General features: G+C 56.7%; 23 protein-coding genes. 18 read left to right on the forward strand and 5 right to left on the reverse strand.

Annotated features, from left to right (window positions below):
- Window positions 1-69: 69 nt before the first annotated feature.
- Window positions 70-1,272 carry an acetate kinase gene (gene ackA / locus ERD80_RS00745; protein WP_021509203.1) on the reverse strand — a complete coding sequence of 401 codons (1,203 nt, stop codon included), beginning with the start codon at window positions 1,270-1,272 and terminating at the stop codon, window positions 70-72.
- 339 nt (window positions 1,273-1,611) lie between these two features.
- Between ackA and yfbV the strand changes: the two genes are divergently transcribed.
- From yfbV to ERD80_RS00760, 3 genes are all read left to right on the forward strand, one after another.
- Window positions 1,612-2,064 carry a terminus macrodomain insulation protein YfbV gene (yfbV, locus tag ERD80_RS00750; RefSeq protein WP_021509204.1) on the forward strand — a complete coding sequence of 151 codons (453 nt, stop codon included), beginning with the start codon at window positions 1,612-1,614 and terminating at the stop codon, window positions 2,062-2,064.
- A 150-nt stretch (window positions 2,065-2,214) separates the two neighbouring features.
- A complete protein-coding gene (locus ERD80_RS00755; protein ID WP_021509205.1) occupies window positions 2,215-2,709 on the forward strand; it encodes a YfbU family protein in 495 nt (164 codons plus the stop codon).
- A gap of 14 nt (window positions 2,710-2,723) precedes the next feature.
- Window positions 2,724-3,383, forward strand: a complete 660-nt coding sequence (locus tag ERD80_RS00760; RefSeq protein WP_136545530.1) for a sugar phosphatase — start codon at window positions 2,724-2,726, stop codon at window positions 3,381-3,383.
- Between the two features lie 25 nt (window positions 3,384-3,408).
- On the opposite strand, the gene yfbR is transcribed toward ERD80_RS00760, so the two are convergent.
- Together yfbR and ERD80_RS00770 are read right to left on the reverse strand one after the other, a co-directional pair.
- Window positions 3,409-4,008, reverse strand: coding sequence for a 5'-deoxynucleotidase (gene yfbR, locus ERD80_RS00765; RefSeq protein ID WP_021509207.1), 600 nt, complete (start codon window positions 4,006-4,008; stop codon window positions 3,409-3,411).
- A gap of 70 nt (window positions 4,009-4,078) precedes the next feature.
- Window positions 4,079-5,296, reverse strand: coding sequence for a pyridoxal phosphate-dependent aminotransferase (locus ERD80_RS00770; RefSeq protein ID WP_136545531.1), 1,218 nt, complete (start codon window positions 5,294-5,296; stop codon window positions 4,079-4,081).
- A gap of 965 nt (window positions 5,297-6,261) precedes the next feature.
- Here ERD80_RS00770 and lrhA point away from each other — a divergent pair.
- Complete coding sequence (gene lrhA, locus ERD80_RS00775) at window positions 6,262-7,185, forward strand: transcriptional regulator LrhA (protein ID WP_021509211.1); 924 nt, start codon at window positions 6,262-6,264, stop codon at window positions 7,183-7,185.
- Between the two features lie 48 nt (window positions 7,186-7,233).
- Here lrhA and ERD80_RS22945 read toward each other — a convergent pair whose 3' ends face one another.
- Window positions 7,234-7,368, reverse strand: a complete 135-nt coding sequence (locus tag ERD80_RS22945) for a hypothetical protein (protein ID WP_021509212.1) — start codon at window positions 7,366-7,368, stop codon at window positions 7,234-7,236.
- A gap of 477 nt (window positions 7,369-7,845) precedes the next feature.
- On the opposite strand from ERD80_RS22945, the gene ERD80_RS00780 reads away from it, so the two are divergent.
- The 14 genes from ERD80_RS00780 (at window position 7,846) to ERD80_RS00845 (ending at window position 23,625) form a co-directional block, all read left to right on the forward strand.
- Entirely contained in the window at window positions 7,846-8,289 is a 444-nt protein-coding gene (locus ERD80_RS00780) for an NADH-quinone oxidoreductase subunit A (protein ID WP_136545532.1), read from the forward strand.
- Window positions 8,290-8,304: 15 nt separating this feature from the next.
- Entirely contained in the window at window positions 8,305-8,982 is a 678-nt protein-coding gene (locus ERD80_RS00785; protein WP_021509214.1) for an NADH-quinone oxidoreductase subunit B, read from the forward strand.
- Window positions 8,983-9,098: 116 nt separating this feature from the next.
- On the forward strand, window positions 9,099-10,898 hold the full coding sequence (nuoC, locus tag ERD80_RS00790) for an NADH-quinone oxidoreductase subunit C/D (RefSeq protein WP_136545533.1): 1,800 nt from the start codon (window positions 9,099-9,101) through the stop codon (window positions 10,896-10,898).
- Between the two features lie 2 nt (window positions 10,899-10,900).
- Entirely contained in the window at window positions 10,901-11,416 is a 516-nt protein-coding gene (nuoE, locus tag ERD80_RS00795) for an NADH-quinone oxidoreductase subunit NuoE (RefSeq protein WP_021509216.1), read from the forward strand.
- 2 nt (window positions 11,417-11,418) lie between these two features.
- Window positions 11,419-12,759, forward strand: coding sequence for an NADH-quinone oxidoreductase subunit NuoF (gene nuoF / locus ERD80_RS00800; RefSeq protein WP_031280037.1), 1,341 nt, complete (start codon window positions 11,419-11,421; stop codon window positions 12,757-12,759).
- Between the two features lie 100 nt (window positions 12,760-12,859).
- Complete coding sequence (nuoG, locus tag ERD80_RS00805) at window positions 12,860-15,583, forward strand: NADH-quinone oxidoreductase subunit NuoG (RefSeq protein ID WP_058769911.1); 2,724 nt, start codon at window positions 12,860-12,862, stop codon at window positions 15,581-15,583.
- A complete protein-coding gene (gene nuoH, locus ERD80_RS00810) occupies window positions 15,580-16,557 on the forward strand; it encodes an NADH-quinone oxidoreductase subunit NuoH (protein WP_021509219.1) in 978 nt (325 codons plus the stop codon). Before nuoG ends, nuoH begins: the two co-directional genes overlap by 4 nt.
- A gap of 11 nt (window positions 16,558-16,568) precedes the next feature.
- Entirely contained in the window at window positions 16,569-17,111 is a 543-nt protein-coding gene (gene nuoI / locus ERD80_RS00815) for an NADH-quinone oxidoreductase subunit NuoI (protein WP_136545534.1), read from the forward strand.
- Window positions 17,112-17,121: 10 nt separating this feature from the next.
- On the forward strand, window positions 17,122-17,673 hold the full coding sequence (gene nuoJ, locus ERD80_RS00820) for an NADH-quinone oxidoreductase subunit J (protein WP_136545535.1): 552 nt from the start codon (window positions 17,122-17,124) through the stop codon (window positions 17,671-17,673).
- Window positions 17,670-17,972, forward strand: a complete 303-nt coding sequence (gene nuoK, locus ERD80_RS00825) for an NADH-quinone oxidoreductase subunit NuoK (RefSeq protein WP_013509877.1) — start codon at window positions 17,670-17,672, stop codon at window positions 17,970-17,972. The genes nuoJ and nuoK overlap by 4 nt, the downstream gene beginning before the upstream one ends.
- Window positions 17,969-19,804 (forward strand): NADH-quinone oxidoreductase subunit L, encoded by a 1,836-nt coding sequence (gene nuoL / locus ERD80_RS00830; protein WP_136545536.1) that lies wholly within the window; start codon window positions 17,969-17,971, stop codon window positions 19,802-19,804. Before nuoK ends, nuoL begins: the two co-directional genes overlap by 4 nt.
- Before the next feature lie 208 nt (window positions 19,805-20,012).
- Window positions 20,013-21,533 (forward strand): NADH-quinone oxidoreductase subunit M, encoded by a 1,521-nt coding sequence (gene nuoM, locus ERD80_RS00835; RefSeq protein WP_031280038.1) that lies wholly within the window; start codon window positions 20,013-20,015, stop codon window positions 21,531-21,533.
- A 6-nt stretch (window positions 21,534-21,539) separates the two neighbouring features.
- Window positions 21,540-22,997 carry an NADH-quinone oxidoreductase subunit NuoN gene (gene nuoN / locus ERD80_RS00840; protein ID WP_031280039.1) on the forward strand — a complete coding sequence of 486 codons (1,458 nt, stop codon included), beginning with the start codon at window positions 21,540-21,542 and terminating at the stop codon, window positions 22,995-22,997.
- A 175-nt stretch (window positions 22,998-23,172) separates the two neighbouring features.
- Window positions 23,173-23,625 (forward strand): GNAT family N-acetyltransferase, encoded by a 453-nt coding sequence (locus tag ERD80_RS00845; protein ID WP_021509225.1) that lies wholly within the window; start codon window positions 23,173-23,175, stop codon window positions 23,623-23,625.
- Between the two features lie 28 nt (window positions 23,626-23,653).
- On the opposite strand, the gene ERD80_RS00850 is transcribed toward ERD80_RS00845, so the two are convergent.
- Entirely contained in the window at window positions 23,654-25,312 is a 1,659-nt protein-coding gene (locus tag ERD80_RS00850) for a glucan biosynthesis protein (protein WP_031280040.1), read from the reverse strand.
- Window positions 25,313-25,422 lie beyond the last annotated feature (110 nt).

Consider the following 25,422-nt stretch of genomic DNA (forward strand, 5'->3'; position numbering starts at 1 on the left):
TATAGAAACCTCGCGGTGTTACAGGGTGTCAAAAACAACACCGTCAGCCGAAGCTGACGGAGAGAAACATTACGCGGTGAGGCGCGCGGCGTCCTGGGCGATGACCCACTCTTCATTGGTTGGAATCACCACCGCCGGGCGGGTACCCTCTTTATTGATGAAGCCGGACTTGCCGAAGCGTGCAGCCAGGTTGCGCTCGTGGTCAACCTCGAAGCCAAGCAGACCCAGTTTGTCCAGCGCCAGCTCACGCACCATCGCCGCGTTTTCACCGATACCGCCGGTAAACACTACCGCATCCAGACGGCCTTCCATCAGCGCGGTGTAGCTGCCGATGTACTTCGCCAGGCGGTGACAGAACACATCCATCGCGCGTTTGGCATCGTCTTTGGTGGCGTAGTTATCTTCCACGTAACGGCAGTCGCTGGTGACTTCGGTCAGGCCCAGCAGGCCGGACTCTTTGGTCAGCAGTTTGTTGATCGCATCCACGCTCATGCCCAGCGTATCGTGCAGGAAGAAGACGATAGCCGGATCGATGTCACCGCTGCGGGTGCCCATCACCAGACCTTCCAGCGGCGTCAGACCCATTGAGGTATCCACGCACTGGCCGTTACGGATGGCCGCCACAGAACCGCCGTTGCCGAGATGGCAGGTGATGATGTTCAGCTCGCTGACCGGCTTGTTCAGCATTTTGGCGGCTTCCTGCGTCACATAGTAGTGACTGGTGCCGTGCGCGCCGTAGCGGCGCACGCCGTGCTCTTTATACAGGTTGTACGGCAGGGCATAGAGATAGGACTCTTCCGGCATAGTCTGATGGAAGGCGGTGTCGAAAACGGCGACATTTTTATCCGACAGGTGCGGGAAGTTTTTCATGGCTTCGTCGATACCGATCAGGTGCGCCGGATTGTGCAGTGGCGCGAAGGACGACGCGTCTTTGATGCCCTGAATGACGGACTCGTCAATCACCACCGATTGCGTCAGCTGCTCGCCGCCGTGAACGATACGATGGCCGATTGCAGCGATTTGTGCCGAAAGCTCTGGTTTTTGTGCCAGAATAGTTTTAACGATGAAGTTCAGCGCTTCGCTGTGCGCTGCGCCCGCGCCGAGCGGGGCTTCCTGTTTGCTGCCGTCCAGTTTCCACTTGATGCGCGCTTCCGGCAGGTGGAAACACTCCGCCAGACCGGAAAGGTATTCGTCACCGCTGGCTGGATTGAGAATGGCAAACTTAAGAGAGGAGCTGCCGCAGTTGAGGACCAGTACTAACTTCGTCGACATGGAAGTACCTATTTTGTTAAATAGTGGCTAAAAATAACGCAATCAGACTAACAGCGTAGCCTATGAAAGCTGGTAGATTAATGATTAACATCATGCGCTAGTCAAAAAAGAAACGACACGCAAAAAATTTCGGTAATTTTACGCAGATTTTTGAAATCCACGAAGCGAAACATGGTTCCAGCGCGCTCTTTTATTGAGCTGCGGCTTCCGGTAATGTTGCAAAAACGGCGTCAGAATACCCACTGTGACCCGCAAAGACAAAATCTTTTGAAGGATGTCACGTAAAGTTGTGTAGTTATAAAATTTTTTTAAATGTTGCAGTAATAGTTGAGGTCTACCATGGCGAATGACGCAGGCAATCCAGGCTGGTTCGGCTTATTTCAGCGCGGCCAGCACTACATGAAAACCTGGCCCGCCGACAAACGTCTGGCGCCGGTGTTTCCTGAGAACCGTGTGGTGACGGCAACCCGCTTTGCGATTCGCTTTATGCCACCGCTGGCCATTTTTACGCTGACGTGGCAAATCGCGCTCGGCGGGCAGCTCGGTCCGGCGATTGCCACCGCGCTGTTTGCCTGTAGCCTGCCGATGCAGGGATTATGGTGGCTGGGTAAACGTTCCGTCACGCCGCTGCCGCCAACGCTGCTGCACTGGTTCCACGAAGTGCGCGCCAAACTGGAAGAGGCCGGACAGGCCATTGCCCCCGTCGACGGCAAGCCGACTTACCAGGCGCTGGCGGATGTGCTCAAGCGTGCTTTTAAGCAGCTCGACCGTACTTTCCTCGACGATCTTTGATCAAATGGCGCTTTTCTCTGCCAGAGAATTTGCGCCCAATCCCGGTTCAAATCAAAGAATAGTGATGCGGACATACACGCATCGCTTTCGTTGTGTAATCATTTCTGCATTGTTTAAAACTTAAGCGGCCCTGCGGCCCGGGAGTAAACCATGGAAATGACCCATGCACAGCGACTGATTCTTTCTAATCAATACCAGATGATGGCGATGCTTGAGCCGGATAACGCCGAGCGCTATCGCCGCTATCAGACCATTATTGAACGCGGCTATGGACTGCAATTGCGCGAGCTGGACAAAGAGTTCGGCGAGCTGAGCGAGGCGACCTGCCGTACGCTGATCGACATTATGGAAATGCATCATGCGCTGCATGTTTCCTGGTCCAATCACAAGGCGCCGTGCAACATTGAAGAGCGTCGCCTGGCGTTTCTCGGCTTCGACGCGGCCACCGAAGCGCGTTACCTCGGCTATGTGCGCTTTATGGTTAATGTGGAAGGGCGCTATACCCATTTCGATTCCGGCACCCACGGCTTCAATGCGCAAACCCCGATGTGGGAAAAATACCAACGCATGCTGGCGGTGTGGCACACTTGTCCGCGTCAGTATCACCTCAGCGAGAATGAGATCGCGCAAATCCTCAATGCCTGAATAAGGAGCAACGTGTGAAGTACAGGGGTTTTCTGTTTGATTTAGACGGGACGCTGGTGGATTCACTGCCTGCCGTGAATCGCGCCTGGTCACGCTGGGGCGCGCGCCACGGCCTGGCCGCGCAGCAGGTGCTGGACTACATTCACGGCAAACCGGCGATCAACTCGCTGCGCCACTTTATGGCGGGCCAGTCTGAAGCAGCGATCCAGGCTGAATTTCGCTGGCTGGAGCAGCTGGAAGCAGAAGACACGGCAGGCGTGCAGGCGATTGCCGGTGCACACGCGTTGCTGGCCACCCTGAACGCACTCGACATTCCCTGGGCGATTGTGACCTCGGGATCGATCCCGGTGGCGCATGCCCGTCACAAAGCGGCCGGTTTACCGCTGCCGGAGGTGTTTATTACCGCCGAGGACATCAAATTCGGTAAGCCCAATCCTGAACCTTATTTGCTGGGTGCTGAGCGGCTCGGGCTTTCTGCGCCAGAATGCGTAGTGGTGGAAGATGCCCCGGCGGGCATTATCGCCGGGCTGGAAGCGGGCAGCGCCGTGGTGGCGGTCAATCCGCCGGCCGATGCGCCGCGCCTGAGCGAAGTGGCGCTGCAGGTGGAAAATCTGCAGCCGCTGCACATCAGTAAACAGCCGGACGGTTATTTCAGCGTGACGCTCCGCGCCTGAAACAGCCCACGCTGAGTGGCGCAGGTTACAGCGGCGTATCCTGGGAAATTTCATCCAGCGACAGGCTGAAGCTGGGGATGAAGACTTCAACGAAGTAATCCATCTCCGGCGATCGCCGCTGCGCCAGCGTCTTCTCCAGACGGGCTTTGGCCAGCAGAAACTCGTTGTTGCCGGCCGACAGTTCTTCAAGGCACTTGAGGTAGGCGCACAGCGCATCGGCCTGTTTCACCACCGCCTGCTCGCTCTCGCTATGCAGGTGCTCATCCAGCAGCGGACGATACGCGTCCTGCAACTCAGGCGGCAGCATCTCAATCAGCTTGTGCTGCGCAATCTTTTCGATCTTCTTGTATTCATGGGCAATCTGCGCGTTGTAGTACTTCACCGGCGTGGGCAGGTCGCCGGTCAGCACTTCGCTGGCATCGTGATATAACGCCAGCATGGCGATGCGATCGGCATTCAGATTGCCGTTAAATTTTTTGTTTTTGATGATGGCCAGCGCATGCGCCACCATGGCGACCTGCAGACTGTGCTCGGAGACATTTTCCGTGCGCACATTGCGCATCAGCGGCCAGCGGTTGATGAGTTTCAGGCGGGAGAGGTGGGCGAAAAAGTGGCTACGGGTCATGGACGGTTCCTGTTGCACGGCGGGGAGCTTGTGCGGCTCCCCGAAAGTCGAACAGTATACGCGTCACAGATTACTGGCGATAGCCTTGCAGGAAGCGACCAAATTTGTTGATCGCCATCTCGAGGTCGTCCACGCGCGGCAGGGTAACGATGCGCACGTGATCCGGCCACGGCCAGTTAAAGGCGGTGCCCTGCACCAGCAGCACTTTTTCCTGCAGCAGGAAATCCAGCACCATTTTCTGGTCGTCCAGGATGTTGAATTTCTTCGCATCGATGCGCGGGAACATATACAGCGCGCCCTGCGGCTTCACGCAGCTGACGCCGGGAATATCGTTGATCAGTTCCCAGGCGCGCTGGCGCTGCTCAAACAGCCGCCCACCCGGCGCGATAAACTCGCTGATGCTCTGATAGCCGCCCAGCGCAGTCTGAATGGCATGCTGCGCCGGCACGTTAGCGCACAGACGCATTGAAGCCAGCATCTCAAGACCTTCGATATAGCCTTTGGCGTGCTTCTTCGGTCCGTTCAGTACCATCCAGCCCTGGCGGAAACCGGCCACGCGGTAGGTTTTGGACAGCCCGTTGAAGGTCACGGTCAGCAGATCCGGTGCCAGCGCGGCAATCGAATGATGCTGGGCTTCGTCATACAGAATCTTGTCGTAGATCTCGTCGGCGAAGATGATCAGGTTATGCTGGCGGGCGATCTCCACGATCTCCAGCAGCAGCTCTTTGCTGTACACCGCACCGGTCGGGTTGTTGGGGTTGATGATCACGATCCCGCGGGTACGCGGTGTGATTTTGCTGCGGATATCATCCAGATCCGGGAACCAGCCCGCGGATTCGTCGCACAGATAGTGCACCGCTTTGCCGCTCGACAGCGAAACCGCCGCCGTCCACAGCGGATAATCTGGCGCGGGCACCAGCATCTCATCGCCGCTGTTCAGCAGCGCCTGCATCGCCTGTACGATCAGTTCAGACACGCCGTTGCCAATATAGATATCTTCTACCGTAACGTCGCGCATGTCGCGCGCCTGGTAGTGCTGCATGATGGCTTTACGTGCTGAATACAGGCCTTTCGAGTCGCAATAGCCTTGCGCGCTCGGCAGGTTACGAATCACGTCTACCAGGATTTCATCTGGGGCTTCAAAACCAAACGGGGCAGGGTTGCCGATGTTGAGTTTGAGAACTTTGTTGCCTTCTTCTTCGAGACGTTTAGCTTCTTTCAGTACCGGGCCACGAATGTCGTAACAGACATTTTCCAGCTTGCCGGATTTATCAATTTGAAAATTCATCGTTACCGCCTTAATGGGCAGAGTCCTTTTAACCTGCCACTAAAATCAAACCTGCTCAATTTACTCCTCTCACCGTAACAAAAGAAGGGCAGCGCTGGGTTTTGGCGCGATAGCCAGGCTTTGCCGGATTCAGTGGCGCGAAACGCATTTTTAACTATTAAAACTGGTTTAATTATCTATTAAAATGGCAGGAGTCAACATTAAATGCTTGCGCTGATCGGGTCGCCTGTAAACCGGGATATCCAGCCGCGCGCCGCGCCATTCAGCAATTTTTCATTTAACTGCGGTCTGAGGAATGGTTAGCGACTTGATGAAATAGTTAAAGGAATCTTGTTGGATGCCGAAAAAATGTGCAGCAATGATTAAGCACTATCTGGCATGAGGCGATGACGACGGTTATTTGCTTTGCCAGGCGGTTGAAACCAGGCCCCGTCAGCCGGGGATAAAACCGCGTGGCAGCGGCTTAAATAGCATTTACGCTGTCACTTTAACGCTTATCATTCAGTTTAAGAACCAGGCGGGTTAAAAAATCAGCAGCGTTGTGGCAGGATGTGCCGGAAATGGCTTTTGGTCAAAAATTACGATGTTTTGAACAAAAACATTTCCATTTATAGCGTAAAAATGATTAAGTATAATTTATTATTTGATGCACTTTATCGCTTCGCATCAGCATAACAAGATGTTATTCCTTTTTGCCCCGCAGGACAGTTTGGCGGGAAACCAGGCAACTACACAGCTTCCAGCAACGTTCTACTGACGTCCCTGGCCCAGGAAGTTGTTCTGACTTTTACGACGCCATTGCCCGTTTTGCGGTGATGTGTTCGTCGGCATCCGCCTGACTCGATTTTTTCATGAGCGCCTTCACACAGGGCGATCATTAAGCACCATTACCACTTATCTCTTTGTTAAGTATGGTAATACACCAGGGTAGTAGTTTCAAAAAATCTTATAAGTGAAGAAATAACATGACTAATGCAAATCGTCCGATACTGAATCTCGACCTCGATCTGCTGCGTACTTTTGTCGCCGTTGCTGACCTGAATACCTTTGCAGCCGCCGCTGCAGCAGTATGCAGAACGCAATCAGCCGTAAGCCAGCAGATGCAACGTCTGGAACAATTGGTAGGTAAAGAGCTGTTTGCCAGACATGGACGTAACAAATTGCTGACTGAGCATGGTATTCAGCTGCTTGGCTACGCCAGGAAGATCCTGCGTTTCAACGATGAAGCCTGCACTTCTTTAATGTACAGCAATATCCAGGGCGTGCTGACGATTGGCGCGTCTGACGATACCTCTGATACCATTCTGCCGTTTCTGCTTAACCGCGTAACGTCAGTGTATCCGAAACTGGCAATCGACGTCCGCGTGAAGCGTAATCCGTTTATGATGGAGATGCTGAACCAGGGCGAAGTGGATCTGGTGGTGACCACCTCCAGTCCGGGTAACTTCACCTACCAGGTGCTGCGCACCTCGCCAACGCTGTGGTACTGCGCGGCAGATTACATTTTCCAGCGCGGTGAAGCCATTCCGCTGGTGCTGCTGGATGAGCCAAGCCCGTACCGTGACATGGCGATCGATCATCTCAACGAAGCGGGTATCCCGTGGCGTATCTCCTACGTGGCTTCCACGCTGGCGGCGGTACGTGCGGCGGTAAAAGCGGGGCTGGGTGTCACCGCGCGTCCGGTTGAAATGATGAGCCCGGAGCTGCGCGTGATGGGGGCGGCAGAAGGCCTGCCGGTGCTGCCGGATACGCAATATTTGCTGTGCCGTAATCCGGACAGCGATAATGAGCTGGCACTGGCCATCTTCAACGCGATGCAGTCCACTAACGATCCTTACAATCTGAGCGCGAATCCGGACGGTACGCTGCTGCTGGATGATGAAGAGTAAGGTTGACCGTTACTGGTAATCCGTCACAACCGGCATGCCAGATAATTGTTAAAAGTTAGAGAAAAGAGCCTTAGCCTGATGAAAATCAGCTAAGGCTTTTTTTATGGCGGTTATTTCCGCTTTTTTAGCACGATTTGCACCTGATAATTTCACTAACTTCCTGAAAAGTGAAATGTGTTTCATTTTCATCCTGCGCGGAATTTATTTATCATTTCGTGCCAACTTTATCTCCGTCTTTCGTCGGACCGCCTGCCGGTTTTTCCAGCAAAAAACGTCAATATGTGTTCTGGATCAAAAAAATACCCCCGATAAGGGGGGGGAAATCCGCGCAAGACCTGTCAAACTATGATTGTTAAATGCACGATCCATGCATGTGAATACCCGCTACACTGAAATTAACCGTACAAACTGAAGCGATTTAGCTGGCGCTCAGGGGTGCATATGTTAATAATATGATGCGGGTGTAAATTAATGTTTGGATACTTTTGTCAAAGTTGACAAAAGGTTATAGAAAGGAGTAAAAAACCCCATAAAATTGCTGCTTAATTGATAAAGACAGCAAAGTTTATAAGGTTTTTTATCCTTCCCTTGAATCGATGTGGTGTGTTTGCTGCGACAGTGCAGGATGCCATCGCCACTTTTGATGAGTAAGCAAAGAGTATGTCAACAACCACAGAAGTCATCGCTCATCACTGGGCGTTTATTATTTTCATTGTTATCGCGTTTGGCCTGTGTGCCTTTATGTTAACCGGTGGCTGGTTGTTAGGTGGACGTGCACGCGCGCGCCACAAAGACACGCCGTTTGAATCCGGTATCGAATCCGTCGGTGATACCCATATCCGCCTCTCGGCAAAATTCTATCTGGTTGCGATGTTTTTCGTCATTTTCGACGTCGAAGCCCTCTATCTATACGCATGGTCGACCTCCATTCGCGAAAGCGGCTGGGTCGGCTTTGTCGAAGCCGCAATTTTCATTTTGGTGCTCCTGGCAGGCCTGGTTTATCTGGTGCGCATCGGTGCGCTGGATTGGGCGCCTGCGCGTCGTCGCGTAGTCGTTAAATCGAGCCCGGTCAGCCACAGTCACACCAACCCTCATAAGCAGTAAAAGCGAGGCAATAAGATGGACTACACGCTGACACGCGTAGACCCGAACGGGGGCGATAACGACCGTTATCCCCTGCAGAAACAGGAGATTGTTACCGATCCTCTGGAGCAGCACGTTCATCGCAGCGTCTATATGGGCAAGCTCGAGCACGCCCTGCATGACATGGTGAACTGGGGTCGTAAAAACTCTCTCTGGCCGTATAACTTCGGCCTTTCCTGTTGCTACGTGGAAATGACCACGTCATTCACCGCAGTACATGATGTGGCGCGTTTCGGTGCAGAAGTAATGCGCGCCTCGCCACGTCAGGCTGACTTTATGGTGATCGCCGGTACGCCGTTTACCAAAATGGCGCCGGTGATTCAGCGTTTGTATGACCAGATGCTGGAACCAAAATGGGTGATTTCGATGGGGGCCTGCGCCAATTCCGGCGGCATGTATGACATCTATTCGGTGGTGCAGGGTGTGGATAAATTCCTGCCGGTTGATGTGTATATCCCGGGTTGTCCGCCACGTCCGGAAGCTTACATGCAGGCGCTGCTGCTGCTGCGTGAGTCCATCGGCAAAGAACGTCGTCCACTCTCGTGGGTGGTTGGCGATCAGGGCGTGTATCGCGCCAATATGCAGTCTGAGCGTGAAAGAAAGCGCGGTGAGCGTATTGCCGTCACCAACCTGAGAACCCCAGACGAAGTTTAAGCACCCCGTACACGGATGGAGCCACGGCCGCAGCAGATAATGACAACGTAGTGTGTGCCGCCATCCTGACGCCTTCTTTTGAGTGCCTGATTACAGGCCGGAATGGTGAGTAACGTATGACAAATTTAACCACGCAAGATCTCGCTCAGCCTGCATGGCAAACCCGGGATCACCTGGATGATCCGGTGATCGGCGAGCTGCGTAACCGTTTTGGGCCGGATGCCTTTACCGTTCAGGCCACCCGCACCGGCATTCCGGTCGTTTGGGTGAAGCGTGAACAGCTACTGGAAATCATTGAATTCCTGCGTAACCTGCCGAAGCCGTACGTCATGCTCTATGACCTGCACGGTTTCGATGAGCGTTTACGTACCCACCGCGCCGGTCTGCCCGCCGCGGATTTTTCCGTTTTCTATCACCTGCTGTCGATTGAACGCAACCGCGACATCATGCTCAAGGTGGCGCTGTCTGAAAACGATCTGAATGTGCCCACCATCACCAAAATTTTCGCTAACGCCAACTGGTATGAGCGCGAAACCTGGGAGATGTTTGGTATCACCTTCAACGGCCACCCGCACCTGACGCGCATCATGATGCCGCAGACCTGGGAAGGGCACCCGCTGCGTAAAGACTACCCGGCGCGCGCCACCGAGTTCGATCCTTTCACGCTGACTAAGCAGAAAGAAGATCTGGAGATGGAGTCACTGACCTTCAAGCCGGAAGACTGGGGCATGAAGCGTGGCACCACCAATGAGGACTTCATGTTCCTCAACCTCGGTCCGAACCACCCTTCAGCGCACGGTGCGTTCCGCATCATTCTGCAGCTGGATGGCGAAGAGATCGTCGACTGCGTGCCGGATGTGGGTTACCACCACCGCGGCGCGGAGAAGATGGGCGAGCGTCAGTCGTGGCACAGCTATATTCCGTATACCGACCGTATCGAGTACCTCGGCGGTTGCGTAAACGAAATGCCTTACGTACTGGCGGTGGAAAAGCTGGCGGGCATCACCGTACCGGATCGCGTGAATGTGATTCGCGTGATGCTGTCAGAGCTGTTCCGCATCAACAGCCACCTGCTGTACATCTCCACCTTTATTCAGGACGTCGGTGCCATGACGCCGGTGTTCTTTGCCTTTACCGACCGTCAGAAAATCTATGACGTGGTGGAAGCGATCACCGGTTTCCGTATGCACCCGGCGTGGTTCCGCATCGGCGGTGTGGCGCACGATCTGCCGAAAGGCTGGGAACGTCTGCTGCGCGAGTTCCTCGACTGGATGCCGAAGCGTCTGAAAGAGTACGACAAAGCTGCGCTGCGCAACACCGTACTGATGGGCCGTTCGCAGGGCGTGGCCGCTTATAACATGGACGAAGCGCTGGCGTGGGGCACCACCGGTGCCGGTCTGCGCGCCACCGGTCTGGATTTCGACGTGCGTAAATGGCGTCCCTATTCCGGCTATGAAAACTTCGACTTCGAGGTGCCGGTCGGCGCCGGCATCAGCGACGCTTACACCCGCGTGCAGCTGAAGATGGAAGAGATGTGGCAGTCGCTGCGTATCCTTGAGCAGTGTCTGAAAAACATGCCGGAAGGGCCGTTTAAGGCCGATCATCCGCTGACCACGCCGCCACCGAAAGAGCGCACGTTGCAGCACATTGAAACCCTGATTACGCACTTCCTGCAGGTTTCGTGGGGCCCGGTAATGCCGGCCAACGAATCGTTCCAGATGATTGAAGCGACGAAAGGGATCAACAGCTACTACCTGACCAGCGATGGCAGCACCATGAGCTACCGCACCCGCGTGCGTACGCCAAGCTTCCCGCATCTGCAGCAGATCCCTTCGGTGATCCGCGGCAGCCTGGTATCCGACCTGATCGTGTACCTCGGTAGTATCGATTTTGTTATGTCAGACGTGGACCGCTAATTATGCACGATCAAAAAATTGCCATTCAAACCATCGACCCGACTGAGGTCTTTGTGCTGAGCGAGGCCGAGCACCACGCTATTGAGCATGAAAAACATCACTATGAAGATGCGCGCGCGGCGTCGATTGAAGCGCTTAAGATCGTGCAGAAGCAGCGCGGCTGGGTGCCGGACGGTGCCATCAACGCGATTGCTGAGGTACTGGGCATTCCGGCCAGCGACGTAGAAGGTGTGGCGACGTTTTACAGCCAGATCTACCGTACGCCGGTTGGCCGCCACGTGATTCGCTACTGCGACAGCGTGGTGTGCCACATCACCGGTTACCAGGGCATTCAGGCGGCGCTGGAGCAGAACCTGAACATTAAGCCAGGACAAACCACGCCGGATGGCCGCTTTACGCTGCTGCCAACCTGCTGCCTCGGCAACTGTGACAAAGGCCCGACCATGATGGTGGATGAAGATACCCACGTTCACCTGACGCCGGAAGGCATCGCCAACCTGCTGGAGCAGTATCAATGACCATTAAACAGATCATTCGTACTGCGGAAACCCATCCGCTGACCTGGCGTCTGCGTGACGACAAACAGCCGGTATGGTTCGATGAATACCGCAGTAAAAACGGCTACGTTGGTGCCGATAAAGCGCTGAAGGGCATGAGCCAGGACGAGATCGTCGCTGCAGTGAAGGATTCCGGCCTGAAAGGGCGCGGCGGTGCCGGCTTCAGCACCGGCCTGAAATGGAGCCTGATGCCCAAAGATGAATCCATGAACATCCGTTACCTGCTGTGTAACGCCGATGAGATGGAACCTGGCACTTATAAAGACCGCCTGCTGATGGAGCAGTTGCCGCACCAGCTGGTGGAAGGCATGCTGATCAGTGCGTTTGCGCTGAAAGCCTACCGTGGCTACATCTTCCTGCGCGGTGAATACATCGAAGCCGCGGAAAATCTGCGTCGTGCCATCGCCGAAGCCACTGCCGCGGGCTATCTCGGTAAAAACATTCTTGGTACCGGCTTCGATTTCGAGCTGTTTGTTCACACCGGTGCGGGCCGCTATATCTGCGGCGAAGAGACCGCGCTGATCAACTCGCTGGAAGGGCGCCGCGCTAACCCGCGTTCCAAGCCGCCGTTCCCGGCCAGTGCCGGCGTCTGGGGCAAACCGACCTGCGTTAACAACGTTGAGACGCTGTCCAACGTCCCGGCGATCTTCCTGAATGGCGTGGAGTGGTACAAAAACATCTCCAGCAGCGAAGACACCGGTACCAAGATGATGGGCTTCTCCGGTCGGGTGAAAAATCCGGGCGTGTGGGAGCTGCCGTTTGGCACCACCGCACGCGAAATCCTTGAGGATTATGCCGGCGGTATGCGCGATGGCCTCAAGTTCAAAGCCTGGCAGCCGGGCGGAGCCGGTACCGACTTCCTGACCGAGCAGCACCTCGACCTGCCGATGGAATTTGCCAGCATCGGCAAAGCCGGCAGCCGTCTGGGTACCGCGCTGGCGATGGCGGTCGACCACGAAATCAATATGGTGTCGCTGGTACGCAACCTCGAAGAGTTCTTTGCGCGCGAGTCCTGCGGCTGGTGTACGCCGTGCCGTGATGGTCTGCCGTGGAGCGTGAAGATCCTGCGTGCGCTGGAGCAGAAAAAAGGCCAGCCGGGGGATATCGAAACCCTGCTGCAGCTGTGCCGCCAGCTCGGTCCGGGCAAGACGTTCTGCGCCCACGCACCGGGTGCCGTTGAGCCACTGCAGAGCGCGATTAAATATTTCCGTGACGAGTTTGAAGCTGGCATTGCGCCGCAGGTGTTTGGCAATACCCGCGCCATCGGCGGGATTCAGCCTAACCTGCTGAAAGCGCGCTGGTAAGCCGCCGTCGTACACGGAATCGCCCGGGCCTGAGGCTGCGGGGCAGGAATTAGATGTTTAACGCTCGTCTGCGGACGAGCCTTACGGAAGCATGTTCACTATGGCTACAATCCATGTAGACGGTAAAGAATATGATGTGAACGGAGCGGACAACCTGCTGCAGGCGTGTCTGTCTCTGGGCCTTGATATTCCTTATTTTTGCTGGCATCCGGCGCTGGGAAGCGTGGGAGCCTGCCGCCAGTGCGCGGTGAAGCAATTCCAGAATGCCGAAGATACCCGTGGTCGCCTCGTCATGTCCTGCATGACGCCTGCGTCTGACGGCACCTTTATCTCCATCGACGATGGCGAAGCGAAAGAGTTTCGTGAAAGCGTGGTGGAGTGGCTGATGACCAACCACCCGCACGACTGTCCGGTGTGCGAAGAGGGCGGTAACTGTCACCTGCAGGATATGACGGTAATGACGGGACACAGCTTCCGTCGCTACCGTTTTACCAAGCGTACCCATCAGAATCAGGATCTCGGGCCGTTTATCTCGCATGAGATGAACCGCTGTATCGCCTGTTACCGCTGCGTGCGCTACTACAAAGATTACGCCGATGGCAAAGATCTTGGCGTGTACGGCGCGCATGACAACGTCTACTTTGGCCGTCCGGAAGATGGCACGCTGGAGAGCGAATTCTCCGGTAACCTGGTAGAAATCTGCCCGACCGGCGTGTTCACCGATAAAACCCACTCTGAACGCTATAACCGTAAGTGGGATATGCAGTTTGCGCCCAGCATCTGCCAGCAGTGCAGCGTGGGTTGTAACACCAGCCCGGGCGAGCGCTATGGCGAGCTGCGTCGTATCGAAAACCGCTACAACGGATCGGTGAACCACTACTTCCTGTGCGACCGTGGCCGTTTCGGCTATGGCTACGTGAACCGTAAAGATCGTCCGCGTCATCCGGAACAGCTGCGCGGCAGCGACCGTATCACGCTGAACGCAGAACAGGCGGTTAATGCCGCCGCGGATATCCTGCGTCAGGCGAAGAAGGTGATCGGTATCGGTTCACCTCGCGCCAGTATTGAAAGCAACTTCGCGCTGCGTGAACTGGTGGGCGCGGAAAACTTCTCAACCGGTATGCCGGCAGCTGAGCAGGCGCGAGTTGAGTTGATGCTGAAAGTGCTGCAGCAGGGCGGCATTTACACGCCATCGCTGCGTGAAATTGAAAGCTATGACGCCGTGCTGGTGCTGGGTGAAGATTTGACTCAGGTCGGTGCCCGCGTGGCGCTGTCGGTGCGTCAGGCCGTTAAAGGCAAAGCACGCGAAATGGCCGCCGCTCAGAAAGTCGCGGACTGGCAGATCGCCGCCATCCTCAACATTGGTCAGCACGCCAAACATCCGCTGTTTGTCACTAACGTTGATGAAACCCGTCTCGATGATATCGCCGCGTGGAGCTATCGCGCACCGGTGGAAGATCAGGCCCGCCTGGGCTTCGCCATCGCGCACGCGCTGGATGACAGCGCACCGGCGGTTAGCGATTTTGACAGCAGCCTGAACGGCAAGCTGGACGTGGTGGTACAGGCGCTGGCCGGCGCGAAAAAACCGCTGATCATTTCCGGCACCCACTCGGGCAGCACGGCAATGATTGAAGCGGCAGCCAACGTGGCTAAAGCGCTGAAAGCGCGCGGTGCTGACGTCGGTATTACCTTCCTCGCCGGTGCCGCCAACAGCTTCGGTCTCGGCCTGATGGGCGGCCAGTCGCTGGACAGCGCGCTGGAGCAGCTGGACAAAGGCGAAGCGGAAGCGCTGGTGGTGCTGGAGAACGATCTCTACCGTCACGCACCGAAAGCCACCGTCGATGCAGCACTGCATAACACCGCGCACGTGATCGTGGTTGATCATCAACGCACCGCCACGCTGGAGAAAGCCGGTCTGGTGCTATCCACCGCCAGCTTTGCCGAGAGCGACGGCACCTCCATCAACCATGAAGGTCGCGCCCAGCGCTTCTTCCAGGTTTACGATCCGGCCTACTACGACGATAGCGTGGTGATGCTGGAGAGCTGGCGCTGGCTGCATTCGCTGCACAGTGCCGTCGAGAGCCGCCAGATTGACTGGACGCAGCTCGATCACGTGATTGATGCCGCGATTGTGGCGCTGCCACAGCTGAAAGGGATTAAGGATGCGGCGCCGGACGCCAGCTTCCGTATTCGTGGCCAGAAACTGGCGCGTTCACCGCATCGTGCCAGTGGCCGTACCGCCGCGCGCGCCAACATCAGCGTGCACGAACCGCGTCAGCCGCAGGATAAAGACACTATGTTTGCCTTCTCCATGGAAGGTAACAACCAGCCGTCGGCACCGCGTTCGCAGATTCCTTTTGCCTGGGCACCAGGCTGGAACTCACCGCAGGCGTGGAACAAGTTCCAGGCGGAAGTGGGCGGTAAACTGCGTCATGGCGATCCGGGCGTGCGGCTGTTCGAAGCCAGCGAAAGTGCACTGGACTGGTTCAGCCAGGTTCCGGCACGCTTCGTGGGCGGCAGTCAGTATCGCGTGGCACCTTACTATCAGCTGTTTGGTAGTGAAGAGATGACTCAGCGTTCGCCAACCTTCCAGAAACGCATGGCAGCGGCCACGCTGGTGATCAACCCGGCAGATGCTGAGAAGCTGGGCGTTAATAACGGTGCGTCCGTGGAGCTGGTTTGCGCCGGTGAAACGCTGCGTCTGCCGGTGCGCTTCTCTGCGGCACTGCAGGCGGGGCAGGTGGGTCTGCCGCTCGGCATGCCGGGTGTACCGCCGTTCCTCGCGGGTGCGCAAATTGACAAACTGCAGGAGGCAGCGCAATGAGCTGGCTGACACCGGACGTTATTGACATCATCCTGCAGGTGGTGAAAGCCATTGTGATCCTGTTGGTGGTGGTGGCCTGTGGTGCCTTCATGAGCTTTGCCGAGCGTCGTCTGCTCGGCCTGTGGCAGAACCGTTATGGACCGAACCGCGTAGGCTGGGGCGGCTCGCTGCAGCTGGCGGCGGACATGATCAAAATGTTCTTTAAAGAGGACTGGGTTCCGCCGTTTACCGATCGCTTCATCTTTACCCTGGCACCGGTCATCGCCTTCGTTTCGCTGCTGCTGGCGTTTGCGATTGTGCCGGTTTCGCCGAGCTGGATGGTCACCGACCTGAACATCGGTCTGCTGTTCTTCCTGATGATGGCGGGTTTGGCGGTATACGCCGTACTGTTCGCAGGCTGGTCGAGTAACAACAAATACTCGCTGCTCGGTGCAATGCGTGCCTCCGCGCAGACCCTGAGCTACGAAGTGTTCCTTGGCCTGTCGCTGATGGGCGTGGTGGCGCAGGCGGGTTCCTTTAACCTGAACGCCATCGTTGAGAGCCAGACCCATCTGTGGAACATCATCCCGCAGTTCTTTGGCTTCGTGACCTTCTGTATTGCCGGCGTCGCGGTGTGCCACCGTCATCCGTTTGACCAGCCGGAAGCGGAACAGGAGCTGGCCGACGGTTACCACATCGAATATGCCGGGATGAAGTTCGGCCTGTTCTTTGTCGGTGAGTACGTGGCCATTACTACCGTATCGGCGCTGATCGTCACCCTGTTCTTTGGTGGCTGGCACGGTCCGTTCCTGCCGCCGTTCATCTGGTTCGCCCTGAAAACGGCGTTCTTTATGGTGATGTTTATCCTGATTCGTGCTGCGCTGCCGCGTCCACGCTATGACCAGGTGCTGTCGTTCGGCTGGAAAGTATGTCTGCCGTTGACGTTATTGAACCTGCTGGCCACTGCCGCAGTGATTCTGTACAACGCGCAGTAAGGGGTTTTGAGATGACTTTAAAAGATATTGTCGTTGGCTTCGGCACGACAGTGCGCAGTATCTGGATGATTGGCATGCATGCCTTCGCCAAGCGCGAAACCCAGATGTATCCGGAAGAGCCGGTTTATCTGCCGCCGCGCTACCGTGGCCGTATCGTGCTGACGCGCGATCCGGACGGCGAAGAGCGCTGCGTGGCCTGTAACCTGTGCGCCGTTGCCTGCCCGGTCGGCTGTATTTCGCTGCAGAAAGCGGAGATGCAGGATGGCCGCTGGTATCCGGAATTTTTCCGCATCAACTTCTCGCGCTGCATCTTCTGTGGTTTATGTGAAGAAGCGTGCCCGACCACCGCGATTCAGCTGACGCCGGACTTCGAACTCGGTGAGTTCATGCGTCAGGATCTGGTGTATGAGAAGGAAGACCTGCTGATTTCCGGCCCGGGTAAATATCCGGAGTACAACTTCTACCGCATGGCAGGTATGGCGATCGACGGTAAAGACAAAGGCGACGCGGAAAACGAAGCCAAACCGATCGACGTTAAAGGCTTATTACCTTAAGGAGCCAGGTATGGAATTTGCGTTTTATCTTTGCGGACTGGTGGCGGTGCTGACGACATTGCGCGTCATCACCCACACCAATCCGGTACATGCGCTGCTGTACCTGATTGTTTCGCTGCTGTCGATTGCCGGCGTGTTCTTCTCAATGGGCGCCTATTTTGCCGGTGCGCTGGAGATCATCGTCTATGCCGGTGCCATCATGGTGCTGTTTGTGTTCGTAGTGATGATGCTCAACCTGGGTAAAACCCAGCAGGAGCAGGAGCGCGAATGGCTGAAGCCGTCGCTGTGGATCGGTCCGGGCATTGTCTCGCTGCTGCTGCTGGTGGTGATGATCTACGCCATCCTGACCGCGACCGACCAGGGTATTGATGGCACCGTCATCGATGCCAAAGCGGTGGGCATCAGTCTGTTTGGCCCGTATGTTCTGGCGGTTGAGCTGGCGTCAATGCTGCTGCTGGCCGGTCTGGTAGTGGCGTTCCATATCGGACGTGAAGATCGTCAGGGCGAAGTGCTGAGCAACCGCGTGTCAGACGCGGCGGCCAATAAGGAGGAGCACGCATGATCCCGTTACAACACGGCCTGATTCTGGCTGCTGTGCTGTTTGTTCTCGGCCTGACCTCGCTGGTACTGCGCCGCAACCTGCTGTTTATGCTGATCGGTCTGGAGATCATGATCAACGCCGCGGCGCTGGCGCTGGTGGTGGCAGGCAGCTACTGGGGACAAGCCGACGGCCAGGTGATGTACATCCTGGCAATCAGCCTCGCGGCGGCGGAAGCCAGTATTGGTCTGGCGCTGCTGCTCCAGCTCTATCGTCGTCGTCAGACGCTGAACATTGACACAGTGAGCGAGATGCGCGGATGAATCTTCTCTATTTAACCGTATTATTTCCGCTGATTGGCTTCCTGCTATTGGCGTTTTCCCGTGGTCGCTGGTCGGAGAACCTGTCGGCTGCGGTGGGGATGGGGTCAGTGGGCCTTGCGGCGCTGACCACCGTATTTGTGGGTGTGGACTTCTTCAGTCAAGGCCAGCAGCCATTTACCCAGGCGCTGTGGACCTGGATGCACGTGGGTAACTTTGACATCAAAGTGAACCTGGTGCTGGATGGTCTGTCGCTGACCATGCTGTCGGTGGTTACCGGCGTCGGCTTCTTCATCCACATGTTCGCTTCGTGGTACATGCGCGGTGAAGAGGGTTATTCACGCTTCTTCGCTTACACTAACCTGTTCATCGCGAGCATGGTGGTGCTGGTGCTGGCCGATAACCTGATGCTGATGTACCTGGGCTGGGAAGGGGTAGGGCTGTGTTCCTACCTGCTGATTGGCTTCTACTACAGCAATCCGGAAAACGGCAAAGCGGCGATGAAAGCCTTCATCATCACCCGTGTCGGTGACGTGTTCCTCGCCTTTGCGTTGTTCATTCTCTACAACGAACTGGGTACGCTGAACTTCCGTGAGCTGATGGAGCTGGCCCCGGCGCACTTCGCGGCGGACAACCACATGCTGCAGTGGGCGACGCTGATGCTGCTGGGCGGTGCCGTGGGTAAATCGGCACAGCTGCCGTTGCAGACGTGGCTGGCCGATGCGATGGCCGGTCCGACGCCGGTCTCCGCGCTGATCCACGCTGCCACCATGGTAACCGCAGGCGTCTATCTGATTGCCCGCACCCACGGTCTGTTCCTGCTGACGCCGGAAGTGCTGCATCTGGTGGGTATCGTTGGTGCGATTACGCTGGTGCTGGCGGGCTTCGCCGCGCTGGTGCAGACCGACATCAAACGCGTGCTGGCTTACTCCACCATGAGTCAGATCGGCTACATGTTCCTGGCGCTGGGCGTACAGGCGTGGGACGCTGCGATTTTCCACCTGATGACCCATGCGTTCTTCAAGGCGCTGCTGTTCCTCTCCTCCGGTTCCGTGATTCTGGCCTGTCATCACGAGCAGAACATTTTCAAAATGGGCGGTCTGCGTAAGAGCATCCCGCTGGTGTATGTCTGCTTCCTGGTGGGCGGTGCTGCGCTGGCCGCGCTGCCGCTGATTACCGCCGGCTTCTATAGTAAGGACGAGATTCTGTTCGGTGCGCTGGCTAACGGTCACATCAATCTGATGGTCGCCGGTCTGGTGGGTGCATTCCTTACCTCAATCTACACCTTCCGCATGATCTTCATCGTGTTCCACGGCGAAGAGAAAATTCATGCGCATGCCGGTAAAGGCATTACGCATCATCTGCCGCTGATTGTGCTGCTGGTACTCTCGACCTTCGTTGGCGCGCTGATTACGCCTCCGCTGGCGGGCGTGCTGCCACAGAACGAGTTTGGTGAAACCGGCAAAGTGGCGCTGGAAATCACCTCGGGTGCCGTGGCGATTATCGGAATCCTGATTGCCGCCGCGCTGTGGCTGGGCAAACGTCAGCTGGTCACCCGCATCGCCAACAGCGCGCCGGGCCGTTTCTTCGGCACCTCGTGGTTTGCGGCCTGGGGCTTCGACTGGCTGTACGACAAGGTATTTGTTAAACCGTACCTTGGCATTGCCTGGCTGCTGCAGCGCGATCCGCTCAATTCACTGATGAACCTGCCGGCGCTGCTGTCGCGCATCGGTAATAAAGGTCTGGTGGTGAGTGAGAACGGCTATCTGCGCTGGTATATCGCGTCGATGAGCGTCGGTGCCGTGGTGGTGCTGGCGCTGATGCTGGTGATTTAACGATTGATGAGCGGGGCGCGCGATGGTTTAGCGCCCCACGTAAGAATGTTCAAAATTGTCTGATGCACGGGTGAGATCAACGCAGTCAGTTTGGTGTTCGTCAGCGCAGCAACCGGCGCGTAGTAATACGTGAACGTTGCCCGCGCGGGCGAGGCGAAACAGGCGCGTCCGATAGCCTGAACGAAGACGAAAATAGGGAATGTACGCCGTGTTATTACCTTGGCTAATAATTATACCCTTTGTTGGGGGCTTGCTTTGCTGGCTGGCTGAGCGCCTTGGCGCGAAGGTGCCGCGCTGGATTGCCCTGATCACCATGGGGCTGACGCTGGCGCTGGGCCTGCAGCTGTGGCTGCAGGGCGGCTATTCGCTGACGCAGGCTGCGGGCCTGCCGCAGTGGCAGTCGACTTTCCTGGTGTCGTGGATCCCACGCTTTGGCATTAATTTCCATCTGGCGCTGGATGGCCTGTCGCTGCTGATGGTGGTGCTGACCGGCCTGCTGGGTCTGATGGCGGTTCTCTGCTCGTGGAATGAAATCGAAAAGTATCAGGGCTTCTTCCACCTCAACCTGATGTGGATTCTCGGCGGCGTGATCGGCGTGTTCCTCGCCATCGACATGTTCCTGTTCTTCTTCTTCTGGGAAATGATGCTGGTGCCGATGTACTTCCTCATCGCGCTCTGGGGTCACAAAGCGTCTGACGGGAAAACCCGTATCAGCGCGGCAACCAAATTCTTCATCTATACCCAGGCGTCAGGTCTGGTGATGCTGATTGCCATTCTGGCGCTGGTGTTTGTGCACTACAACGCCACTGGCGTCTGGACGTTCAGCTATGAAGAGCTGCTGAAAACGCCAATGTCACACACCGTTGAGTATCTGCTGATGCTCGGCTTCTTCATCGCCTTTGCGGTGAAAATGCCGGTGGTGCCGCTGCACGGCTGGCTGCCGGATGCCCACAGCCAGGCACCGACCGCTGGTTCGGTTGACCTTGCCGGTATCCTGCTGAAAACGGCGGCTTACGGCCTGCTGCGTTTTAGCCTGCCGCTGTTCCCGAATGCGTCTGCGGAGTTCGCACCGATCGCCATGTGGCTCGGCATCATCGGTATCTTCTACGGCGCCTGGATGGCGTTCTCGCAGACCGATATCAAACGCCTGATCGCCTACACCTCGATTTCGCACATGGGCTTCGTGCTGATTGCCATCTACACCGGCAGCCAGCTGGCGTTCCAGGGCGCGGTGGTGCAGATGATTGCGCACGGCCTGTCGGCCGCGGCGCTGTTCATCCTGTGCGGTCAGCTGTATGAACGTCTGCATACCCGTGACATGCGCCAGATGGGCGGCCTGTGGTCGCGCATCAAGTGGATTCCGGGCCTGTCGCTGTTCTTTGCCGTGGCTAACCTCGGTATGCCGGGCACCGGTAACTTTGTGGGTGAGTTCATGATTCTGACCGGCAGTTATCAGGTGGTGCCGTTGATTATCGTGATTGCCACCTTCGGCCTGGTATTTGCCTCAGTGTACTCGCTGATCATGATGCAGCGCGCTTACTACGGCGAAGCCAAATCAAAAGAGCCGCTGGCTGGAATGTCGCCGCGCGAATTCCTGACCATCGGTGTACTGGTCGTGCTGCTGGTGCTGCTGGGCGTTTACCCGCAGCCAATCCTCGACACGTCCCATGCTGCGATGAGCAATATTCAGCAGTGGTTTACCGCTTCAATTTCAACTACAAGGCCGTAATTCGCCATGACAATAACTCCTCAACAATTGATCGCGTTGCTACCGCTGTTAATCGTCGGATTGACGGTGGTGGTTGTGATGCTGTCCATTGCGTGGCGACGCAACCACTTTGTTAATGCCACGCTGACGGTCATCGGTCTTAACCTCGCGCTGCTGTCGCTGTGGTTTGTGGGCCACGTGGGCGCCATGGATGTCACGCCGCTGCTGCGCGTGGATGGCTATTCGATGTTCTATACCGCGCTGGTGATGCTGGCGAGTCTGGCAACCTGCACCTTTGCTTATCCGTGGCTGGCCGGTTTCCCGGACAACAAAGATGAGTTCTATCTGCTGGTGCTGATCGCTGCGCTGGGCGGGATTGTGCTGGCCAGCGCCAACCATCTGGCGGCGCTGTTCATCGGTATCGAACTGCTGTCGCTGCCGCTGTTTGGTCTTATCGGCTACGCCTTCCGTCAGAAGCGCTCGCTGGAAGCGGCGCTGAAGTACATGATTCTGTCGGCTGCGGCCTCCTCGTTCCTGATCTTCGGTATTGCGCTGGTCTACGCCGATTCCGGCAGCCTGAGCTTTGTGCAGCTCGGCAAAAGCCTGAATGACAGCATGATTCAGCAGCCGCTGCTGCTGGTCGGGCTGGGCATGATGATCATCGGTCTTGGCTTTAAGCTGTCGCTGGTGCCGTTCCATCTGTGGACGCCAGACGTTTATCAGGGCGCGCCGGCTCCGGTCTCGACCTTCCTCGCCACCGCCAGCAAAATCGCTATCTTTGCGGTCATCATGCGTCTGTTCATGTACGCACCGGTAACCGACAGTGAAGCGGTGCGCACCGTGCTGGGTGTGATTGCCTTCGTCTCGATTCTGTTCGGTAACCTGATGGCGATTTCGCAGAGCAACATCAAGCGTCTGCTCGGCTATTCATCTATCGCGCATCTTGGCTATCTGCTGGTGGCGCTGATTGCGGTGAAAACCCATCAGCTGTCGCTGGAAACCGCCGGTGTCTATCTGGCCGGTTACCTGTTCAGCAGCCTCGGCGCCTTCGGTGTAGTCAGCCTGATGTCGAGCCCGTACCGTGGTCCGGATGCGGATACGCTTTACTCGTATCGCGGTCTGTTCTGGCATCGTCCGATTCTCTCCGCCGTAATGACGGTGATGATGCTGTCGCTGGCCGGTATCCCGATGACGCTGGGCTTTATCGGTAAGTTTTACGTCATCGCGTCCGGTGTTAACGCGCATCTGTGGTGGCTGACCGCGGCGGTTGTCGCCGGTAGCGCCATTGGTCTGTACTACTACCTGCGCGTTACGGTGAGCCTGTACCTCAGCCCGCCGGAACTGCACACCCGCGATACCCCGGCCAACTGGGCGTTCACCGCAGGTGGTGTGGTGGTGCTGATCTCCGCTATCCTCGTGTTGCTGCTCGGTGTTTATCCGCAGCCGCTCATCACGCTGGTGCAGCTGGCTCAGCCGCTGATGTAAACAGCGCGTCATCTTCACAATCAGGCCTGCGGGCCTGATTTTTTTTGCCTGCAATTTGAGAGTTTGATCACATAGCTCCGCGTGTCAGCCCCTGTTACGTGCTGCCCACTGCGTTTAGCGCATGCGCTGTGATAGGCTGTAAAGATCACTTTTTTCGCTCAGACAAGGAAGCACGATGGATATGCAATGGCTTGATTGCCACCACAGTGAACTGACCGCGCAGCAGCTGTATACCGTGCTGGCGCTGCGCAATCAGGTGTTTATCGTCGAACAGGCCTGTCCGTATCAGGACATAGATGGCCAGGATTTGACGGCTGATAACCGCCATCTGCTGGGCTTTCTTGATGGCAAACTGCTGGCGTATGCGCGTCTGCTGACGCCCGCGCTGGCTTCCTCGCCGGTGACCATTGGTCGGGTGATTGTGTCGGAAGAGGCGCGCGGCCTGAAACTGGGCTATCGGCTGATGGAGCAGGCGCTGAACAGCTGCGAACAGCACTGGCCGCAGCGGGCGGTGTATCTGTCCGCGCAGGCGCATCTGGAAGGCTTTTATGGTCGCCTGGGCTTCCGGGCGGTCACGGATGTTTATCTGGAAGATAATATTCCGCACGTCGGCATGCAGAAAAACTAACGGCGAGGTGTTGGCCTCGCCGTGCAGGTTAGCCCGGCGTCATCTGCCGGTCGTCGGTGTACTTGCGCTGATCGGGCGGTGGCGGGAAGTACTGATACAGCCAGGTTTCGCTCAGCGTCTCATCTTTGGTGCGCAGGAACAGGCGCATATCCACCGGTTTGGTTGAGTCGCTGTTCGGATACCAGTCAAACAGGATACGGTAACCTTTCAGCGGTTCGACGTAGAGAATCTCCACCTGTTTGAAGGTGCCGGACGACACGGTGATCACCGGTTCGATACCTTTCGGCGCGGCCGCCTGCAGGTCACCGCCAATGAAATCGATAGCAAAGCGGCGGCACCACTGGTCCGGGAAGTGTTCGCCCGGTGCCCAGCCTTCCGGGAAGCCACCAATACCGGTGCGCGTGGCGTCAACGCGGGCCAGACCGCTGCGTACCGGCGGCAGCTGGCTCCAGTAGAGTTTGTACTGGAAATTAAACTCGCTGCCAGCTTTGACCGGCTCGGCCGGCTGCCAGAAGCAGACGATGTTATCCAGCGTTTCCCCGGTCGTCGGGATCTCCATCAGGTTGATGGCGCCTTTACCCCATTTACCGATCGGCTCAACCCACAGGCTGGGTCGTTTGTCATACCAGCCAATCACGTCCTGATAATCTTTGAAATCATGATTCAGCTGCAGCAGACCGAAGCCGCGCGGGTTTTCATCCTGATAGGCATTAAACTGCAGGCGCTGCGGGTTATTCAGCGGACGGGCAATCCACTCGCCGCTGCCGCTCCACATCGCCAGGCGATCGGAGTCATGAATCTGCGGATGATAGGTATTGCACATGCGGCGCTCGTTGGTGCCGCAGCTGAACATGCTGGTCATTGGCGCAATACCGAGCTGACGAATCTCGTTGCGCGCAAACAGGTGGTTTTCCACCTCCATCACCACGCGTTTTTCTTCGCAGTGGATGGTGAACTTGTAGGCACCGGTGACGCTGGCCCCGTCCAGCAGTGCATACACCACAAAGGTGGTGTCTTCAGCTTTTGGCGTCTCGAACCAGAAGGCGGTGAAGTCCGGAAACTCTTCCTGGCCATTGCTGAAGGTGTTAACCGCGACGCCACGGGCTGACAGGCCATATTGGTAGGTTTCATCTACCGCGCGGAAGTAGCTGGCGCCGAGGAAAGAAACGATGTCGCGTCGCGCCAGCTCCGGCTTTTTAAAGGCGCGGAAACCGGCAAAGCCGAGGTCGGTTTTACCCACCAGCTGCTGGGTATCCACGTTGGCGTTGTGATAATTAAACAGTTCCGGACGGAAGTGGATTTCCCGCGCCTCGCGGCTGGCGGCGTCCACGGAGAACATGCGAATGCGGCGCTTAAAGCCCATGCCAACGTGGAAGAACTGCACATCCAGCTCGCGGTCGGCGATGTTGTTCCACAGTGAGTGGTTAGCGTCGTACTGAATTTCGTTATACGCCTGCGGTGTCAGATTGGCCAGGGTCGCGGGCAGGGGGCCGGGCGCGCCGCCCCAGGGCTGTTTGGCCAGCGCCGCGGCTTTCTTTTTCAGCACATCGAAATCGAAGCGCACGGCGGTTCCGTCGGCGATGCCATCATCGGCCCAGGCGGACTGCGCAAACAGCGAGGAGAGCCCGGTCATGCCGCTAACGGCAGAGAGGGCCATGGACGCTTTCATAAATTTTCTACGATTCATGCCGGAAATCTTTTCCTTAGCTGCTCGGGTGTATTGAGGCTGTCGCAAGACATTTAGCGTCAGGCTACAGGGGGTTACGACAGTGGCGAAAATAAAAAATTCAGTCCGCT

The organism is Pantoea sp. R102, assembly GCF_004916815.1.
Taxonomy (GTDB): domain Bacteria; phylum Pseudomonadota; class Gammaproteobacteria; order Enterobacterales; family Enterobacteriaceae; genus Pantoea; species Pantoea dispersa.

Coding starts and splice junctions, on each gene's coding strand:
- ackA (WP_021509203.1), bottom strand. CDS start 1,272: ATGTCGACGAAGTTAGTACTGGTCCTCAACTGCGGCAGCTCCTCTCTT.
- yfbV (WP_021509204.1), top strand. CDS start 1,612: ATGGCGAATGACGCAGGCAATCCAGGCTGGTTCGGCTTATTTCAGCGC.
- ERD80_RS00755 (WP_021509205.1), top strand. CDS start 2,215: ATGGAAATGACCCATGCACAGCGACTGATTCTTTCTAATCAATACCAG.
- yfbR (WP_021509207.1), bottom strand. CDS start 4,008: ATGACCCGTAGCCACTTTTTCGCCCACCTCTCCCGCCTGAAACTCATC.
- ERD80_RS00770 (WP_136545531.1), bottom strand. CDS start 5,296: ATGAATTTTCAAATTGATAAATCCGGCAAGCTGGAAAATGTCTGTTAC.
- lrhA (WP_021509211.1), top strand. CDS start 6,262: ATGACTAATGCAAATCGTCCGATACTGAATCTCGACCTCGATCTGCTG.
- ERD80_RS22945 (WP_021509212.1), bottom strand. CDS start 7,368: ATGAAACACATTTCACTTTTCAGGAAGTTAGTGAAATTATCAGGTGCA.
- ERD80_RS00780 (WP_136545532.1), top strand. CDS start 7,846: ATGTCAACAACCACAGAAGTCATCGCTCATCACTGGGCGTTTATTATT.
- ERD80_RS00785 (WP_021509214.1), top strand. CDS start 8,305: ATGGACTACACGCTGACACGCGTAGACCCGAACGGGGGCGATAACGAC.
- nuoC (WP_136545533.1), top strand. CDS start 9,099: ATGACAAATTTAACCACGCAAGATCTCGCTCAGCCTGCATGGCAAACC.
- nuoE (WP_021509216.1), top strand. CDS start 10,901: ATGCACGATCAAAAAATTGCCATTCAAACCATCGACCCGACTGAGGTC.
- nuoG (WP_058769911.1), top strand. CDS start 12,860: ATGGCTACAATCCATGTAGACGGTAAAGAATATGATGTGAACGGAGCG.
- nuoH (WP_021509219.1), top strand. CDS start 15,580: ATGAGCTGGCTGACACCGGACGTTATTGACATCATCCTGCAGGTGGTG.
- nuoI (WP_136545534.1), top strand. CDS start 16,569: ATGACTTTAAAAGATATTGTCGTTGGCTTCGGCACGACAGTGCGCAGT.
- nuoJ (WP_136545535.1), top strand. CDS start 17,122: ATGGAATTTGCGTTTTATCTTTGCGGACTGGTGGCGGTGCTGACGACA.
- nuoK (WP_013509877.1), top strand. CDS start 17,670: ATGATCCCGTTACAACACGGCCTGATTCTGGCTGCTGTGCTGTTTGTT.
- nuoL (WP_136545536.1), top strand. CDS start 17,969: ATGAATCTTCTCTATTTAACCGTATTATTTCCGCTGATTGGCTTCCTG.
- nuoN (WP_031280039.1), top strand. CDS start 21,540: ATGACAATAACTCCTCAACAATTGATCGCGTTGCTACCGCTGTTAATC.
- ERD80_RS00845 (WP_021509225.1), top strand. CDS start 23,173: ATGGATATGCAATGGCTTGATTGCCACCACAGTGAACTGACCGCGCAG.
- ERD80_RS00850 (WP_031280040.1), bottom strand. CDS start 25,312: ATGAATCGTAGAAAATTTATGAAAGCGTCCATGGCCCTCTCTGCCGTT.